At 70.1% G+C, this 16772-nt stretch carries 20 protein-coding genes; 9 read left to right on the top strand and 11 right to left on the bottom strand.

The window, feature by feature from the left end:
* Positions 1–88: 88 nt before the first annotated feature.
* Complete coding sequence (gene map / locus V8201_RS12190) at positions 89–862, bottom strand: type I methionyl aminopeptidase (protein WP_336545461.1); 774 nt, start codon at positions 860–862, stop codon at positions 89–91.
* 1 nt (position 863) lies between these two features.
* Positions 864–1064 carry a ParD-like family protein gene (locus tag V8201_RS12185; protein ID WP_037533983.1) on the bottom strand — a complete coding sequence of 67 codons (201 nt, stop codon included), beginning with the start codon at positions 1062–1064 and terminating at the stop codon, positions 864–866.
* 194 nt (positions 1065–1258) lie between these two features.
* On the opposite strand from V8201_RS12185, the gene V8201_RS12180 reads away from it, so the two are divergent.
* A complete protein-coding gene (locus V8201_RS12180) occupies positions 1259–1513 on the top strand; it encodes a hypothetical protein (RefSeq protein WP_037533985.1) in 255 nt (84 codons plus the stop codon).
* A 37-nt stretch (positions 1514–1550) separates the two neighbouring features.
* Here the strand turns inward: V8201_RS12180 and V8201_RS12175 are convergent, their stop codons facing one another.
* The 4 genes from V8201_RS12175 to V8201_RS12160 form a co-directional block, all read right to left on the bottom strand.
* The gene (locus tag V8201_RS12175; RefSeq protein ID WP_336545460.1) at positions 1551–2312 is read right to left on the bottom strand and encodes a trypsin-like serine peptidase; all 762 of its coding nucleotides are present in this window, start codon (positions 2310–2312) and stop codon (positions 1551–1553) included.
* A gap of 101 nt (positions 2313–2413) precedes the next feature.
* On the bottom strand, positions 2414–2746 hold the full coding sequence (locus V8201_RS12170; protein WP_271301092.1) for a hypothetical protein: 333 nt from the start codon (positions 2744–2746) through the stop codon (positions 2414–2416).
* 164 nt (positions 2747–2910) lie between these two features.
* On the bottom strand, positions 2911–3180 hold the full coding sequence (locus V8201_RS12165; RefSeq protein WP_037533991.1) for a hypothetical protein: 270 nt from the start codon (positions 3178–3180) through the stop codon (positions 2911–2913).
* A gap of 76 nt (positions 3181–3256) precedes the next feature.
* Positions 3257–3841: a transglutaminase-like cysteine peptidase gene (locus V8201_RS12160; protein WP_336545459.1), complete on the bottom strand. Its 585-nt coding sequence runs from the start codon at positions 3839–3841 to the stop codon at positions 3257–3259.
* A gap of 164 nt (positions 3842–4005) precedes the next feature.
* Here V8201_RS12160 and V8201_RS12155 point away from each other — a divergent pair, with 164 nt between their 5' ends.
* From V8201_RS12155 to V8201_RS12135, 5 genes are all read left to right on the top strand, one after another.
* Positions 4006–4644, top strand: a complete 639-nt coding sequence (locus V8201_RS12155) for a polysaccharide biosynthesis/export family protein (protein WP_152542241.1) — start codon at positions 4006–4008, stop codon at positions 4642–4644.
* A gap of 448 nt (positions 4645–5092) precedes the next feature.
* Complete coding sequence (locus tag V8201_RS12150) at positions 5093–5527, top strand: hypothetical protein (protein WP_152542243.1); 435 nt, start codon at positions 5093–5095, stop codon at positions 5525–5527.
* Between the two features lie 24 nt (positions 5528–5551).
* On the top strand, positions 5552–6850 hold the full coding sequence (locus V8201_RS12145) for an outer membrane beta-barrel protein (protein ID WP_336545458.1): 1299 nt from the start codon (positions 5552–5554) through the stop codon (positions 6848–6850).
* A gap of 33 nt (positions 6851–6883) precedes the next feature.
* On the top strand, positions 6884–9028 hold the full coding sequence (locus V8201_RS12140) for a GumC family protein (RefSeq protein WP_037533997.1): 2145 nt from the start codon (positions 6884–6886) through the stop codon (positions 9026–9028).
* Positions 9028–9645 (top strand): hypothetical protein, encoded by a 618-nt coding sequence (locus tag V8201_RS12135; protein WP_336545457.1) that lies wholly within the window; start codon positions 9028–9030, stop codon positions 9643–9645. The genes V8201_RS12140 and V8201_RS12135 overlap by 1 nt, the downstream gene beginning before the upstream one ends.
* Before the next feature lie 435 nt (positions 9646–10080).
* Here the strand turns inward: V8201_RS12135 and V8201_RS12130 are convergent, their stop codons facing one another.
* The 3 genes from V8201_RS12130 to V8201_RS12120 form a co-directional block, all read right to left on the bottom strand.
* A complete protein-coding gene (locus V8201_RS12130; RefSeq protein WP_336545456.1) occupies positions 10081–11415 on the bottom strand; it encodes an O-antigen ligase family protein in 1335 nt (444 codons plus the stop codon).
* A 75-nt stretch (positions 11416–11490) separates the two neighbouring features.
* Positions 11491–11886: a PIN-like domain-containing protein gene (locus V8201_RS12125; RefSeq protein WP_336545455.1), complete on the bottom strand. Its 396-nt coding sequence runs from the start codon at positions 11884–11886 to the stop codon at positions 11491–11493.
* The gene (locus V8201_RS12120; protein WP_336545454.1) at positions 11883–12584 is read right to left on the bottom strand and encodes a DUF433 domain-containing protein; all 702 of its coding nucleotides are present in this window, start codon (positions 12582–12584) and stop codon (positions 11883–11885) included. Before V8201_RS12120 ends, V8201_RS12125 begins: the two co-directional genes overlap by 4 nt.
* 341 nt (positions 12585–12925) lie before the next feature.
* On the opposite strand from V8201_RS12120, the gene V8201_RS12115 reads away from it, so the two are divergent.
* Positions 12926–13993: a cell wall hydrolase gene (locus tag V8201_RS12115; protein ID WP_336545453.1), complete on the top strand. Its 1068-nt coding sequence runs from the start codon at positions 12926–12928 to the stop codon at positions 13991–13993.
* A gap of 25 nt (positions 13994–14018) precedes the next feature.
* Positions 14019–15224, top strand: coding sequence for a glycosyltransferase (locus V8201_RS12110; protein ID WP_051583292.1), 1206 nt, complete (start codon positions 14019–14021; stop codon positions 15222–15224).
* Between the two features lie 19 nt (positions 15225–15243).
* Here the strand turns inward: V8201_RS12110 and V8201_RS12105 are convergent, their stop codons facing one another.
* Both V8201_RS12105 and V8201_RS12100 read right to left on the bottom strand, forming a co-directional pair.
* The gene (locus V8201_RS12105; protein WP_152542144.1) at positions 15244–15540 is read right to left on the bottom strand and encodes a helix-turn-helix domain-containing protein; all 297 of its coding nucleotides are present in this window, start codon (positions 15538–15540) and stop codon (positions 15244–15246) included.
* The gene (locus tag V8201_RS12100; RefSeq protein WP_336545452.1) at positions 15521–15985 is read right to left on the bottom strand and encodes a type II toxin-antitoxin system RelE/ParE family toxin; all 465 of its coding nucleotides are present in this window, start codon (positions 15983–15985) and stop codon (positions 15521–15523) included. The genes V8201_RS12105 and V8201_RS12100 overlap by 20 nt, the downstream gene beginning before the upstream one ends.
* A gap of 17 nt (positions 15986–16002) precedes the next feature.
* On the opposite strand from V8201_RS12100, the gene V8201_RS12095 reads away from it, so the two are divergent.
* Complete coding sequence (locus V8201_RS12095) at positions 16003–16743, top strand: SDR family oxidoreductase (protein ID WP_336545451.1); 741 nt, start codon at positions 16003–16005, stop codon at positions 16741–16743.
* The last annotated feature ends 29 nt before the right edge of the window (positions 16744–16772 follow it).

Below are 16772 nucleotides of genomic sequence, written 5' to 3'. Positions count from 1 at the left end.
GGGCCACGCCCGCGCCCGAACGCCACCCTCTGCGTTCTCTGCGCCTCTGCGCGCACCCTCGGCAGCGAAGCCAGCCAGCAAGCCCCCGCTAGGCCGCGCCCGCGCGCCGTTCGTCGTGGCGCAGCGTCAGCACCTCGACGCCGTCGTGGGTCACCGCGACGGTATGTTCGAACTGCGCCGAAAGCTTGCCGTCGCTGGTCACCACCGTCCAGCCGTCGTCCCCGGTCGCAACCGTGCGGCTGCCCTGGTTGATCATCGGTTCGATCGTGAACACCATGCCCTCGCGCAGCCGCATGCCCGTGCCCGACCGGCCGAAGTGGAGGACCTGCGGCTCCTCGTGCATGTCGCGGCCGATGCCGTGGCCGCAGAAGTCGCGTACCACCGAATAGCCGTGCGTCCTGGCGTGGCGCTCGATCGCGGCGCCGATGTCGCCGAGATGCGCGCCCGGCCGCACCCGGCCGATGCCCTTCCACATCGCCTCGCGCGCCACCCGCACCAGCCGCCGCGCGGCGGGGCTCGGCTCGCCGACCAGATAGGTCTTGCTCGAATCCGCGATGAAGCCGTTCTTCTCGAGCGTGATGTCGAGGTTGATGATGTCGCCGTCGCGGACGATCTCGCCGGCGCTCGGCACGCCGTGACAGACGACGTGATTGATCGAACAGTTGAGCACGAAGCGGAAGCCATATTGGCCCTTGCTCGCCGGGCGCGCGGCGAGGTCGTCGGTGATGAACCGCTCGACCAGATCGTTGATCTGGAGGGTCGACATGCCGGCAAGGGCCTGGCGGTCGAGCATCTCGAACACCGACGCGAGCAGCCGGCCCGAGACGCGCATCAACGCGAGTTCGTCCGCCGTCTTGACCATGTCAGGCGGCCGCGGCGACGGGGGCGTGACCGGCGGCCCGCTGCGCCGCGACGATTGCGTTGAACGACAGCGTTGGATGCGCCTCGGCGAGCATGCCGATCTTCATCCAGAATTCGGCCTGGGCGTTGATCGACCGGCACATGACCGCGCTCGCCTTGCGGGCTTCCTCGTGCAGCCCGTCGTCGATCTTGACGATTCCCATATCCGTTCCCCTGCCTTGACTATACGAACCGTATATGGACCATATGTTCGGGTCAATCGGAGAGGCGTGCGGCTGCGTTGCGGCTGTCGGGCGTGCGGCGCAATCATGCTGCGGCGCGGCGAAGCGATGTAGCATAACGCGTCGTGGTGCGTTGGGACCGGTGGCGATCGTTCGCCGACACTGGGAGACTCCATATGTTGAAATCCGTCCTGCTCGGCGCATCGACGCTCGCCCTCGCGGCCAGTCCCGTCGCGGCCAGCGCCGCCACCGCCAATCCCGCGAGCGCGCTGTCGCTGTCGTCGGCGCATCGCGCCGCCGCGCCGACCGGCAAGTCGAGCAAGCTCGCCGGTGCCGGTATCGGCCCGATCTCGGCCGCGATCATCGTCGCCGGCATCGCGATCGGCGCCGCGGTGCTGATCAGCGACCATGAGGATTCGGACAGCAACTGATCCTCACCCGCCCGGCGCCGAACGCGCCGGGCGGCCCTCACCGCGCCAGCGGATTCGCCTGGCCGGCGCGGTCGCGGCGGATCGCCGCCAGCATCGCGGGGAGCGCGCTGAGCGCGGCGGAGGGGATCGCGATATTGGCGTGTGCCGCGGTAAAGCCGGGCAGGATGTCACGGACCGGCGCGAGTTCGCCGGCGTTGATCGCGACGACCAGCGGCGCGCCGGGTGCAGCCGGATCGAGCAGCGGCGCGCCTGAGGCGCCCTCGCGGCTGGCGCAATCGTGCAACAGCCAGCCCGCCCCCGCTGTCGCCGTCCCCGCTGCCGCAACGATCCGGCACGCGCGCTGGCGGCTGAGCTGGCGCATGCCGCGGTCGCGCGCATAACCCGCCAGATCGACCGGACCGCGCGGATCGGCGCGTGGCGCGGCAAGTTCGTACCAGCCGAGCCGCCGCCCCGGGCAATCGTCGAGCCGGACCAAGGCGAGATCGGGCAGAGCGCCGCCGAGGCCGCCGGCGTGACGCACCCGGCCCGCCACGCGCAGCGGTGCGTCGGCCGCGGCGAGCGCGAAGCGGACGCTGACGTCGTAATCCGCCATCGGGTCGAGATTGAGCGGATGGTTGCCGAACACGACGTGGTAATTGGTCAGCGCATAGCATGGCGAGACCAGGAAGGCGGTACCCGCCCCCGGTGGCACGCCGAAGCCGCGCTTGGCGCGCAGCACGAAATCGGATTCGATCGCGCCGATCGGCGCCAGCCGTCGTGCCTCTGCCGCACCGGCCGCGACGTACGCGCGCGGGTCCACGCCGTCCGCATCGAATATATTGGCACCAGCCGCGGCGGACAGCCCGGCTGCCGCTGCGATCGCGATCAGAACCGGCCGCCCGACGGACGACCCGCAGCGGATCAGCGCGCGGTGCTCCGGTCGTAGGGGACGAAGCTGTCGAAGGTGCAATAGGCCGACGGCACCGACGAAGTCGACTGGACGGTGCGGAAGCGATCACCCTTGCACAGCTGCGCGCCGCGCTGCTCCACGACCAGGGTGCGGCCAGGCCGTAGGCCCTGGCAGACGCCCTGCGGATGGACCACCCAATTGCGTCGGTCGGTGCGTGAATAGACGATCGTGCGCGCGTCGACGATCTCGGCGCGGGCATTGGTATCGAAGCCCGACAGGCATTGGCTTGCCGGGCCGGCGACGCGACCGGCGAGCGGATCGTCCTTGGCCGCTACCAACATCATGCCCAACGCTACGACGCTCAATGCTTTGGTCAGCATTACCATCTCCCCGCCGGCGACACGGTCATAACGGTCATGCCGCTACCGTGCGGCAAACGCCGTGCCGCGGCGAGGGTTCCCGTCCGGTCGGACGATCGGAGGGCGACAGCCGCTCCGATCGGTCTCGATCACATGCCGTTCGACAGATTGGTGTCGGGGTCGTTGGTGCGCATGTCTTCGGCCTGGTTCTGGCCGGTCGCGCGCACCGCGTCCGCCGTGTTCTCGAGCCGGTCCGCGGCAGCGGCATTGCCGGTCGCGTCGGCGGCATCTTCGAGATTGTCGGCGACCGCTTCGGTGTTCGACTCGATATTGTCGGCGGCCTGCTCGCGCGGGCTCGAGTTGCAGGCCGACAGGCTGACCAGACCGGCTGCCAGAGCCACCATTACCGTCTTCTTCATCACTAACCCCTTTTGTTACGGACCCGTAAGGTCGAACCGGGGGTAATGGTCGATCGCTGCGTTGGTTCCGCGCCGCTCAGCTGCGCGCGATGCCGAACCAGCGCGACGGGTCCTGCCCCGATTGCGCGCCGATCCACTGATAGGGTACGTCGCGCCACGGCCGCAGCCCCTCGGTGCGGCTGTCGAGGACGAGGTCGCCCGAGCCGGTGCGCGCGACCAGCACGACGTGCAGGCCGATCCGCCGCGCATAGCCGACCGCGAGGAACAGGGTTTCGGGCGGGACGCCCGCCTGGATCAGCTCGATCCGCTTCTCGAGCGCGATATCCTCGCAATCGCCGCGCGCGTCGCGACCGCGCCCGGCCGGCGTCCACAGTTCGCCGCGGCCATAGGTGCGCACGTCGGTCTGCTGGCGGACGCGCCGGTTGACGGTGCGGTTGACCGTATCGATCAGGCGCAGGTCGTCGGTCAGCGTCGCCGACCCGGTCATCGGCACGGTGCTGCACAGTTCGGGCCGCGTTGCGCACATCGCGGTGAAGCCGCGCGGCGCGGTGATCGGCTGGTCGAGCGTGATGAACGACAGCACCGGATGCGCCGCGGCGAGCGCGGGCGAGACCAGAGCGAGCGCGAGCAGCAGCCGGCGAAGCAGGGCAAGGACGGTCATGGCGGCAAGGCTAGCCAGCAAAGGTTAACAAGCCGTCCCGTAGCGGGCCTTTGTCCTAAACCCCAGCAGGTGACAAGAAACATGACGTACGCTAGCTTTAGCCGATTGTGTCCGCGCCGGGAGAAGGCCGGATGCATCGAATGGTTACTGGGGATATGCGGCGAATGAAAATCCTGACGCTGATCGCGGCGATCGCACTCGCCGGCTGCGGCCCGGCGCTCGCCGGCCAGACCTCCCCGGCCGGCAGCACGCCCGCCGCCACGTCTGCCGCGACGGGCGCGGCCGCACGCGCCGGCGTCACCGCCTCGGCGCAGGCCGGCCCGGCGGGCGTGTCGGCCGCGACCGACGATTACCGGCTCGGCGTCGCCGACAAGGTGCGCATCCTGATCTTCGACGAACCGTCGCTGTCGGGCGAGTTCCTGGTCAACGCCAACGGCAAATTGTCGCTGCCGCTGATCGGCGACGTCGAGGCGGCGGGTGTCACCACCACCGCGCTCGCCGCGACGATCCAGCGCAAGCTCGCCGACGGCTATCTGCGCGAGCCGCGGGTCAGCATCGACGTGCTCACCTTCCGCCCCTTCTACATCCTCGGCGAGGTCAACAAGCCGGGCGAATATCCCTATTCGTCGGGTCTGACGGTGCTCAACGCGGTGGCGACCGCGGAAGGCTTCACCTATCGCGCCAGCAAGAAGTCGGTGGTGGTCAAGCACGCCGGCGAGGCGGACGAAGAGACCGTGCCGCTCTCCCCCGACCTGCGCGTCCGCCCCGGCGATACGATCCGCATCAAGGAACGCCTGTTCTGACGACGCCGCGCCGCGGCGCCTGAGCGGGTTCGCGCGGAGGCGCGAAGGACGCAGAGGGGGCACGCTTCAGGCTGGCGCGGCCCTCCCTCTCCTGCCGGCCGATGGCATGGGCTGCCGTTGCGGCCGGCGCAGCCTCTCCGCGCCTCCGCGTGAATCCCTAGTTCCCCGCCGTATCATCCGACCGGGCAGCGGCATGCGCGCGCCCCTCTGCGCTCTCTGCGCCTCTGCGCGAAACAACAGGATCACGCGGAGGCGCGGAGGGGGCGCTCCGGGATGGTCATGCCCTTCCCCCGCGGCCGGTACGAGGGAAGGGCCGTGCCTGCTCCGATGCGGCGCGAGCGGCGTTGGTTGCTGTCCCGGAAACGGACACAACCACATCGGACCATGCGGCGTGATTGTGGTTTGCGGCGTTATGTGACACAGGATTGAAAAAACAGGGGTTCCACGGATGCGGATGCTTATTCTGGGCATGGCGGCGGCAGCGACGCTGGTAGCCGCCGGCGGGGACGCGCAGATCCCGGTGACGCCCCTGTCGCCGGTCGTGTCGCGCGACGATCCCAATGTCATCGCGCTCTATACCGACATCCTGCGCACCATCGCCGGCGTGCCCGCTCCCGCCTCGCGCGAGGCGCTCGAGGCGCAGATCGCCTATACGATCGACCAGAGCCAGGCGAACTGCCCGGTGGTCGTCGCCGCGCTGCACGAGACGCTCGACACCGCCCAGCCCAAGCCGACCGTGCAGGCGCTGCGCGACGTGCTGACCAGCGCCTCGCGCTGCGACCGCTACGGCACCGCCGCGGTCGGCGGTCCGGGCGCGACGCTGGCGCTCGGCCCGGTGGTCGGCATCGGCGGGGGCGGCGGCTCCAATTACGCCAATTTCTGATCCATGATTTTGACAGGTATTTCGATGCGGCTGCCCCTTGTTGCCCTGGCGGGCATGCTGACCCTGCCGTTCGCGGCGAGCGCCGTCGAGGCGCAGTCGACCGACGCCAATCTGGTGCTGCCCAACCTGCCGCTCGATTTCGATCGCGGCAAGAACACCAGCGTGCTCCAGCGTGAGCGCCCCGAATATCAGGCGCAGGGCGTGCGCGCCGGCTCGTTCCTGCTCTATCCCAAGCTCGAACTCGGCGCCGGCTTCACCGACAACGCCTATCAGGTCGACAACAACAAGCAGAGCGACGTCTATGCGCTGATCGCGCCGTCGATCGCCGCCAACAGCAACTGGTCGACCAACGAGCTCAACTTCAACGCCGGGGCGCGGCTGCGCCGCTTCTCGAGCGAGACGCCGCGCAACGAGACCAATTACAACGTCGATGCGAGCGGCCGGCTCGACGCGACCCGCTCGCTGAGCTTCAACACATTGCTGCGCACCGCGCGCTCGACCGAGCCGCGCTCGTCCGCCGCCTCGCCGCAGGATGCCGCCGAGGCGATCCAGTTCCAGCAGACCACCGCCAGCGTCGGCAGCGCCTTCGCCGGCGCGCGCATCCGCGGCCAGGTCGCGGTCAGCGTCGACCAGTTCAACTTCTCCGACGTGCGCTCCTTCTCGAACACGATCATCAGCCAGCAGGGCCGCGACCAGGTGCTCTTCCGCACCACCGCGCGCGGCGAATATGCGATGTCGCCCGACACCTCGCTGTTCCTGCAGGGCGGCTATACCGACACCACCTACAAATATCCGCTGACCACCGGCATCCCCAACCGCGATTCCAAGGAGGTCAACGTGATCGGGGGCGCGAGCTTCGATCTGTCGGCGCTGGTCCGCGGCGGCATCGGCCTCGGCTATGTCAGCCGCCGCTACGATTCCCCGATCTATTCCGACATCTCCGGCCTGTCGGCGGAAGCGCGGGTCGAATATTTCCCGACCCAGCTGACCACGGTCGGCCTCAACGTCCGCCGCACCATCCAGGACAGCTATTTCGGCACGAGCAGCGGCTATTTCGCCACCGCCGCGGCGGTGCGCGTCGATCACGAGCTGCTGCGCAACCTGTTGCTCAACGCGCAGCTCGGCTATGAGCAGGACGATTTCGCCAATCAGGACGCCAAATCGAAGATCCTGCGCTACAGCGCCGGTGCGCGCTATCTGCTCAATCGCAACTTCGGCTTCGGCCTCGTCGTCGGGCGCGACAATCGTACCGCGCGCGGCAACGTCGGATTACGGGCTTTCGACGAGACGCGTGCACTGTTATCAATCGTTGTGCAGCGGTAACGCTGTTGTCCCCAAAGGGAAAATAGCGACCGTATGAATAAGATGTCCGCGTTGGCCGAAACCGAGGAAGCAAGCCGCTTCGACCAGTCGCGTCATGTCGGCCGCCGTGCAGTGACGCTGCGGTCGGTCGGCGATGCGATCCGCCGGCGCTGGATCGTCGTCGTCGCCACCGCCGTGCTGGTGTTCGCCGCCGCGCTCGGCGCGGCGCTGATGCTGACGCCCAAATATGATGCCTTCGCCAAGGTGCGCATCACCCCCAATGCCGCCTCGCCGCTCGACTTCGGCAACACCAACGAACAGCCCGCGGACCAGACCGCGGTCAATACCGAGGTGCAGGTGATCGGCTCGCGCGGCACCGCGCGCAAGGTGGTGACGCAATTGGGGCTCGACCGCGATCCCGAATTCGCCGGCAAGGGCCCTGCCAATACCGCGATCGAACGCGCGACCAGCGGCGTGCTCGACCATCTCAAGATCAACCGCGACGACAAGAGCTATCTTGTCATGATCGGCATCCGCTCGGTCGACGGCGCCAAGGCGGCGCGCATCGCCAATACCTATGCCGCGACCTATGTCGCCGGCACCGCCGACAATCTGATGGGCACCGCGGCGAAACAGTCGCAGTCGATCCAGGACCGGCTGCGCGAGCTCGGCGCCGAGGTGCAGGCCGCCGACGCGCGCCTCGCCTCCTATCGTGCGCAGAGCGGCATCAGCCAGAGCGGCGAGGGCGGCACGATCACCGACCAGCAGATCGCGCCGCTGTCGATGCAGCTCGCCACCGCCGAATCCGAGGCCGCCGCGGCGCGCTCGGCATTGTCGGTCGCCGAACGGCAGAATGCCACCGGCGGCACCGACGCCATCTCCGCGGTGCTGTCGTCGGGGGTCATCGCCGACCTGCGCCGCCAGCGTACCGAGGCGGAGAAGCGCCGTGCCGAGCTGAGCTCGCGCTACGGCCCGCGCTATCCGCTGTCGATCCAGGTCGCCGAGCAGATCGAATCGCTCGACCAGCAGATCCGCCAAGAGGCGCAGCGCGTCGTCGGCGGTCTGCGCAGCCAGGCGCTGTCCGCCGAGGCACGCGCCGCCAGCCTGCGCGGCCGGCTCAACACGCTGCAGCGCGGCGTCGCCCGCGACGACCAGGCGTCGGTGATGGCCGGCAGCCTCGAGCGCGATGCCGAGGCCAAGCGCACCGCCTACACCCGCCTCGCCCAGGCGGCGCAGCAGTCGAGCCAGGCGCAGCGCGTCTCGACGCCGCAGGCGAACATCATCGAGAATGCGACGATCCCGACCAAGCCGACCTTCCCGCAGGTCAAGGCCTTCGCCGCGGCGGGGCTGCTGATCGGCCTCGTCTTCGGTCTCGCCGGCGTGCTGCTGTTCGAGGGGCTGAGCTCGACGATCCGCAAGCCCGAGGATATCGAGACGCTGCTCGGCCTGTCGTTCGTCGCCTCGGTGCCGCGCCTGCCGACGCCGTGGAAGCTGCGCGCGCATCGCGTCACCAACCCGGCCACCACGCTCGTCGCCAAGCCGATGACCGTCTATGCCGAGGCCTATCGCGCGATCCGCGCCTTCGTCGTGACGCGCAACCAGACGCAGCCGACCAAGGTGATCGCGCTCGCCTCGACGCTGCCCGGCGAGGGCAAGACGACCAGCGCCTTGTCGCTCGCGCGGGTGATGGCGATGAGCGGCGACCGCGTGCTGCTGATCGACTGCGACGTGCGCCGCGCCGGCGTGCTGCGCGCGCTTAACCGTTCGGTCGACACCGGCCTGGCCGACGTGCTCGAAGGCCGCAGCACGATGGCGCAGGCGGTGATCCCCGACGAGGTCGACGGGCTCGACCTGCTGCTCGTCCAGGGCTCGCTGTTCACCCCGATCGACCTGTTCGGCGGTGGCCGGATGGAAGCGATGCTCGAGGCGGCGCGCAGCCGCTACGACTTCATCATCCTCGACACGCCGCCGCTGCTCGGCATCGCCGATGCACGCACGCTGGTCGGCCTTGCGGACGCGGTGATGCTGGTGATCAAGTGGAATGCGACGCCGATCGCCGCGGTCGACGCGGCGCTCGCCGGGCTCGAACATAGCCATGGCGAGGTGCTCGGCGCGGTGCTGACGATGGTCGATCACCGGTCGGAGGCGATGGGCGGCCTTTATTATTCGGCGCGCTACTCCTCCTATTACAACGAATAGTGGCGCGCGCGCCGGAGCGGCTGGCGTGGCTCGCGGTGGCGGGGGCGACGCTGCTGCTCGCCGGCCTCGCCATCGGTCCTGAACGGCGCATCGCCCGCGTCGCCGCGGCGCGCGACGATGATGCCGCGACCCGCGCCGCGCTGCTCGCCGAGGCGGCGGACTGGCGCCCCGCCGACGTCCCGCCGCGCGCCGCCGCCGGCCTTGCCGCCTTGTGGCTGCGCCAGGCGGCGACCGCGGTGCCGGCGGGCAGCGACCGCGCCGCGCTCGCCCATGCGCAGGCGATGCTGGCGCGCGCCGACGCCGGCGGACCGCGCGCGGCCGCGCTGCTGCTGCACAGCCAGCTCGCGCTCGGCAGCGGACCGCATCCGAGCCGCACCAGCCTCGCCGCCTTCATGGCCAGCTATGCCGCGGCACCCTTCCTCACCGCCGAGGGCTTCTGGCGCAGCGCCTATGCCGCGCGCTACTGGCGCGACCTGCCGCCCGCGACGCAGGAGGCGGCGGTCGCCGAGGCGGCGTGGCTCGGTACGCTCGACGGCCGCTTCGCCGACCGGCTCGCCGACATCATGGCCGGCTCGCCGATGGCGGTCCGCGTCGCGCTGCGCATGCCGAAACGGTAGCGGCGGGGTCTGTTCGCGCGGAGGCGCGGAGGCGCAGAGGATGTCACGCGGAGGCGCGGAGGGGGTGCGCGGCAGCGCTCCCGCTTTCCAACGGCCGGAAGGACCGGCGACGCTGCCTCACCCAAATCTCCGCGCCTCCGCGCCTCCGCGTGATCCCGATCCTGCCCTCCGCTGTCTGCGTGGCAAGAAGCGGATGATCGCGCGAAGACGCGAAGACGCGAAGAGGGCGCGCTTCGGAACGGCGTGGCCCTTCCCCCTGCCGGTCGATGGCATGGGTCGTGGCCGCCGCAGGCGGAACATCGTCGCGTCTTCGCGTCTTCGCGCGAAAACCCCTCCAACGCCGAGATCACGCGAGCACGCCTGGGTACGCGCCCTCTGCGTCCTCCGCGCCTCTGCGCGAACCCTTGCGACCCCTGTCCGAAAGCGCCCTCACCCTTAGGCCACCGCCCGAGCACCCCGCACGCCCTTCCCCCGCCGCCGCACCCGCGGCGTCCCGCTCGCCAGCGCCGCGCCCCAGATCGCGCCGAGCAGCACCGCGAACAGCGCCGCCACTGCCGGCACGTTGAGCGCGATGTCGACCATTGCGCTGCCCGTGATGGCGAACAACGCGCAGAGCGGCGCCACCGTCCACCAGTCGCGCCGCGCCCGCGCCACCTGCCAGCCGATCGCGGCGAGCGCGAGCAGCAGCAGCGCGAGGCCCGGCCAGCCGGTCTCGATCGCCTGCTGCACCGCTGCGTTGTGCGCCGCGCCGAAATTCCAGTAGAGCGGCGCCACCTCGGGCGTCAGCGTCTGCTGGTTGACGTCGTAGAAGCTGCCGAGGCCATGGCCCCAGACGGGCTGCGCCTGCGCGATGCCGGCATAATGGTCGATCACCGCCCAGCGCGATCCGGCATCCTCGGGCAGATAGGCGGAGCGGTCGCCGACCGGCGTCGCCCAGGCGACGACGCCGAGCAGCACGACCAGCGCCAGCCCCGCCGCAGCGACCAGCCGCAGCGGCGGCCGCCCGTCCTGCCAGCGCCGCCAGCGCCGTACCAGCAGCAGCGCGCCGCCGACGAGCGCGAGCAGCACCGCGCTGCGGCTGCCGGTCAGCGCGCACAGGACGAGCGCCACCGCGCTTCCCGCCAGCGCCGCGCCGCGCAGCGCCGGCGGCTCCGCCTCGGGCGCGAGCGCGAGCCCGCCGGCGAGCAGCGCCAGCGCGGCGAAGACGATCCCCGCCGCATTGGGATTGCCGATCGTGCCGCTGTAGCGGGCGGCGCGGGCGCTGTCGTACAGCCAGTCGAGCGCATCCGCCGCCGCCCACAGCAGATAGACGAGCCCGGCGAGCGTCAGCACCCGCACCAGCCCGCGCGCCGAACCGTCGCGATAGGCGAGCAGGCCTGCGACGATCAGCAGCAGCGTCGTCGCCAGCGCCTTGGCGAGCGCGAGGGCGAAGCGGTCGGCGGCCGGATTGACCGGCATCGCCAGCGCGCGGGCGAGGCCGGCGGGGAGCAGGCCGGGCAGCGCCGCCCACAGCAGCGCCGCGGCGAGCAGCACGAACGGCCCGCGCGCGCGCGCCCAGAAGCGCGACTGCGCCGGCGCCAGCGCGAACACCGCGATCGCCAGCGCGGCATCGGCGCAGGCGGCGAGCGCGCTCGACACGCCCTGATTGGCGCCCCCGGCGAGCCATTGCGCGACGAGCAGCACGGCGAGCGCCGGCGCCGCCCAGCCGAGCCGCTGCCGCGACGCCCTGCCGCTTGCCGGCGTCTCCAGCGCCGCCGCATGATCGGCCACCGGCCCCTCCTTCCGCCGCGCCTGCCGCGGTTTCCCCGACTTGCCTGTCCGCGGCGGTCAAGTCGAGGGGGGCGTTCAGCCGATCGGATGCAGCCGGGTGCCCTTGATGCCGAGTTCGAAACAGCCCCGGTCAACGATCTGCCCGGTTGTCTCGATCAGCGGGCAGAGCGTCAGGATACGCGCGGCGATACCATGCAGCGGCAGCGCCATCACCGCGGGCAACGGAAGGAAGCCGATCAGGTTGGCGCGCAGGAACAGTTCGCGCGACGGGCGTTTGGTGGCGATCCGCCGATCACCCGACAGGACGCACCAGCCGCCTTCCTTGCCGAGCGCCGCGATCCCGGTCGCGTCGGGCAGGCTGCCGGTTCCGAACCGGTCGCGGATATGCTCGACCTGATGACGCCCCTGGAACAACGCACCGAGTCCTCTGCCGAGAACAGGCGGCAGGTTGTTGTCGACGAGCAGTTTCACGCGGCCTGACGCAGCGCGCGTTGCTGTTGATAAGTGAGCGCGTCGCGGATCAACGAGGGCCGGATCTCATAGATTTGCGCAACGCTGGAGACCGAGCCTTCCGCAGCGACGGCTTGGGCCACGCGCGCGGTGGTAATACCCGTCGCGGCGATGATCGGCTGGCCGAAGGCGCACGCCGGGTCGGCGACGATCGTCCGTTTGCCGGGCAGCAGCCACCAGCGCGTGGCACCCTCGGGTCCGAAGTCGAGATCGGCGAGACTGGGCGCAACCACCCGGTTGAACACGCCTTGGCTGTGTTTGAGATCGATCAGGTGCGGTTCGTCGAGGTCGCGGGTGATTTCGAGAAAGATCGTCTTGCCATCGGTCTTGAACAGCGCAGTCGAGAAAGGATGATCGGCGCCAACGATCGCCCGCGCCCGGTCGATGCAGATGCGGATCGTCGGCAGGCCGATGTGTTTCCCACGCAAGGCGTGGACGATCCGCGCCTCGACCAGATCACGAAAGCCGAGCAGCACGCCATCGGTTTCGTCAGGTGCATATTGCGGCTGCCAGAGCGGCGGTTCGTGACGGCGTGCGGCGTCGATGCCGGCATGCTCATAGCCAAGCAGCCAGCGGCGTAGCGTCTGCGCATGCATGCCAACCATTTGCGCCGCCTCGGGCGCGGTATAGACGCCGATGCCGAATGCCGCCTCTGCCATGGTCCCAGTATAGACCGCGTCCGTCCGACAATCACGCCCTGCACGGGATCGGATGATCAAACATGTGAACGGGCAACGCTCTCGATCCATAGTCGCGATGGAGGCATGGCGTGGCCCGACCGAACCGCTCTTCTGTTTCTCCGCGCCTCTGCGCGCCCATCGTCCCCGATCGCCGCACACGACGCCGCCCGACCGCCGCCCCGCGCCTGCCAATCGCCTCTGCCAGCTTGCAAATGTCCCGAAAACGCACGATGCGGTGGCAGATCGCCGGCGGCCTCTGCACGACAGGAGCGCAGCGATCGGCCATGGGTGCGCGCGCCGATTGCCTTCGAGGAGTGTCCGTGCCGCTAGCCCAATCCCAACGATCGACCTTGTGGGGCCTCGCGGCGCTGCTGATCGTCGTCGTGCTGGGATTCGCGCTGTGGACGATGGACGACGACGACGGCAGCTTCCTCGACGCGATTCCGTTCGCGCCGCACCATGCCACCTCCGCCGCCGCGCCCGAGGGCGGCGCGACGCCGCTCGCCGAGGATGCGCTGCCGCTCGACAGCTTCGTGCCGAGCGCGGTGCTGCCGCTGTCGCCGCAGGATGCGCTGGCGCGCAACCTCGCGCTGCCGCTCAGCCATGCGAGCAACCCGCTCGCGCCGTCGTTCGTCGCGGCGTGGCTCGGCGCCGATCTCGACCGGCAGACCGACTGCCTCGCCAAGGCGGTCTATTACGAGGCGAACGGCGAACCGCTCGCCGGCCAGCGCGCGGTCGCGCAGGTGGTGCTCAACCGGCTGCGCCATCCGCGCTATCCCAAGACGATCTGCGCGGTGGTCAACCAGGGGGCGGAGCGGCCGACCGGCTGCCAGTTCAGCTTCACCTGCGACGGCTCGCTCGCCCGCGCGCCCAATCCGGCGCGCTTCAAGCTGGCGCTCGCCGTCGCCGCCGCCGCGCTCAACGGCGCGATCTCGGCGGAGGCGGGGCAGGCGACGCATTACCATACGCTCTACGTCTTCCCGAAATGGGCGCCCGAATTGCTGAAGCTCGGCGTGCTCGGCCATCACGTCTTCTACCGCCTGCCGGGCCAGCCCTATGACTATAGCGGCTTCCGCGCCGCCGCCGGGGTGCCGTCCGATGCGGCGCTGGCGGCGCTGCCCGACGTGCCGCCCGCCGACGCCGACGCCGCCGCCGGCACGACGCCGGTGACGCCGACCGCGACGAGCGGCGCGACCGTCGGCGTCGGCATCGTGCCGCCGACCTATCCCGGGCCGACCGTCACCCCGGGCGATGCGGCGACCGCCGCCGCCACCACCGCGACGCCGCCGTCGACGAGCCCGAGCCCGCGTGCGACCGCGACCGAGGCGCCGCGCACCTATTTCCCCGAGCGGCGCAGCCAGCGTCCCCATCTCGCGCTGCCGCAATAGCCGCGCCCGTGCCACAGGACCTCCGATGACCCCTGAGACCCCGTCCGCGCCGCGCCCGCGCAAGGTGGCGATCGTCCATTACTGGCTGGTGACGATGCGCGGCGGGGAACGCGTGCTCGAGCGGATCTGCGACCTCTATCCCGACGCCGACATCTTCACCCATGTCGTCGACGAGGGCGCGCTGTCGCAGACGCTCAAGCGCCACCGGATCTTCAGCACCTTCATAGCCAAGCTGCCGCTGGCGAAGACGCAATATCAGAAATACCTGCCGCTGATGCCCGCCGCGCTCGAGGCGCTCGACCTCAGCGCCTATGATCTCGTCATCAGCTGCGAGGCGGGGCCGGCCAAGGGCGTCATCACCCGCCCCGATGCGGTCCACGTCACCTATTGCCATTCGCCGATGCGCTACATCTGGGACCAGTATCACGCCTATCGCAAGGCGAGCGGCAAGCTCGCCGGCCTCTACCTGCGGCTCGTCGCGCCGCGCATGCGCGCCTGGGACCGGATGAGCGCGTCGCGTCCCGACGTGATCATGGCCAACAGCCAGTTCGTCCGCCGCCGCATCGGCAAATTCTGGGGCCGCGAGGCGAGCGTCGTCTATCCGCCGGTCGACGTCGACATCTTCCAGCGCAGCGATGCGGTCAGCGACGAATGCGTCTGGATCAGCCAGCTCGTCCCCTACAAGCGGCCCGACATCGCGGTCGAGGCCTTCACCCGCAGCGGCCGCAAGCTGCACGTCATCGGCGACGGGCCGATGCTCGAGACGCTCAAGGCCAAGGCCGGCCCCAACGTCCGCTTCACGACGCGGATGCGCTTCGACGAGCTGCGCGCCGCTTATGCGCAGGCGCGCGCGCTGATCTTCACCGCCGAGGAGGATTTCGGCATCATCCCGGTCGAATCGCAGGCGGCGGGTCGCCCGGTGGTGGTGTTCGGCCGCGGCGGGGGCACCGAGACGGTGATCGACGGCGAGACCGGCATCCACTTCCACGAACAGACCGCGGACTCGCTGATCGCGGCGATGGACCGGTTCGACGCCTGGTTGCCCGGCTTCGATCCCGAGGCGGCGATCGCCAATGCCAGCCGCTTCGCCCGCGCCAATTTCCTGCGCGACTTCGCCGCCGAAGTCGCCCGCGCCGAACGGCTGGTCGCCGCCGACAGCGTGCTGGCGTCGGCGGAGGCGGGGGCGTCGACCGACACGGCGTTCGCAGCCGACCAGCCACAGACGTGGTAAGCCGACGCGCGGCGTTCACTCAGACCTGCTGGACGAGCCTCTCGATCGTATCCGGCTCCGCGCTGATCAGCCCGAGCAGCACGCGCGCCGGCGCATCGGGCTGAGTGCGGCGCTGCTCCCAATCGCGCAGCGTACCGATCGGCAGGCGATAGGCGCGGGCGAATTGATCCTGCGTCTTGCCCGTCTGCTTGCGGATTGCCGCCACGTCGAGCTCCGGCGAGGGCGTCGCCACCCTGCCCCGGCTGTCATCGCCATTGGCATAAGCGATGGCATCGGCGATCCCCGCCATCATCCCGTCAAATGCGCGCTTTGCCATGTCGGACTCCCAGACTGTCGGTGAGCAGCTTGACGGCGGTGCTGAACGTCTGCTGCTCGGCTTTGGTAAGATTGGATTTCATGTTCTTCGCAAAGACGGTCAGCAGGAACACCGGAACGTCCGCCCCGGCGTAATAGCTGATCACGCGATAGCCGCCGGATTTACCGCCACCCGGTCGCGCGACGCGTAGCTTCCGCGCGCCCCCGCATCCCGGCATGATATCGCCAGCCTCCGGGTTGACGGCAATCAGGTCGACCACCGCCTGACGCTCGACATCCCCCATGCCGGCCTCTTTCGCCGCAGCCAGATAAGCTGGGGTTCCGATCACCGTGTGCACGATGCTCTTGTACGGATTATCCGTACCGCGTTCAAGTCGCGGATGCGGTTCCGCATGAGGCATGGGGCGGCGCAATGCCGGCGCCGTCAGATCGGCCAGCGGCCCCATGCCGCTACAAGAGTCGCATGGCACGGTTCGACGGCAAGCGCATCCTGATCACCGGTGGCACGCGCGGGATCGGGCTCGCCGGGGCGCAGCGCATCGTCGCGGAAGGCGGCGCGGTCGTCGTCACCGGGCGCGATGCGGCGCGGGTCGCGACGGTGGAAGCGCGGCTCGGCACCGGCGCGCAGGGCTTGGTCAACGATGCCGCCGATCCGGACGCGGCCGCGGCGCTCGCCGCGGCCGTGTCGCCGCTCGGCGGGCTCGACGGTCTGTGGCTCAACGCTGCGGTGGCGGTGCTGGCGCCACCCGAGGCGGTCGATGCCGAAAGCTTCGATGCGATGATGGCGGTCAACGTGCGCGGGCCGATGCTGCAGCTCGCCCGGCTGTCGATGCAGCTCAAGCCGGGCGCGGCGGTGGTGGTGACCGCCTCCTCGTCGGCCTATGAGGGCGCGGCGGCCACCGGCCTCTATGCGGCGAGCAAGAGCGCGCTGATCGGCGCGGCGCGATCCTGGGCGACGGCGCTGGCGCCGCGCGGCATCCGCGTCAACGTGCTGGTGCCGGGGCCGATCGACACCGATTTCCGTGCCTTTCTGCCCGAGGCGGCGCGGCGCGGGTTCGAACGGTTCGTCATCGATCAGGTGCCGCTCGGCCGCGCCGGCACCGCCGACGAGGCGGCGGCCGTGGCGCTGTTCCTGCTCTCCGACGACGCCTCCTACGTCACCGGCAGCCAATATGCGGTCGACGGCGGTCTGCTGCGGCGCTGAGCCGCGACGCTATCGTCCGGGAAATCCTG

It is taken from the genome of Sphingomonas kyungheensis, from assembly GCF_037120395.1.
Classification (GTDB): domain Bacteria; phylum Pseudomonadota; class Alphaproteobacteria; order Sphingomonadales; family Sphingomonadaceae; genus Sphingomonas; species Sphingomonas kyungheensis.
The sequence above is the reverse complement of the archived record's forward strand: the minus strand, read 5'-3'. Positions and strand labels throughout refer to the sequence as shown.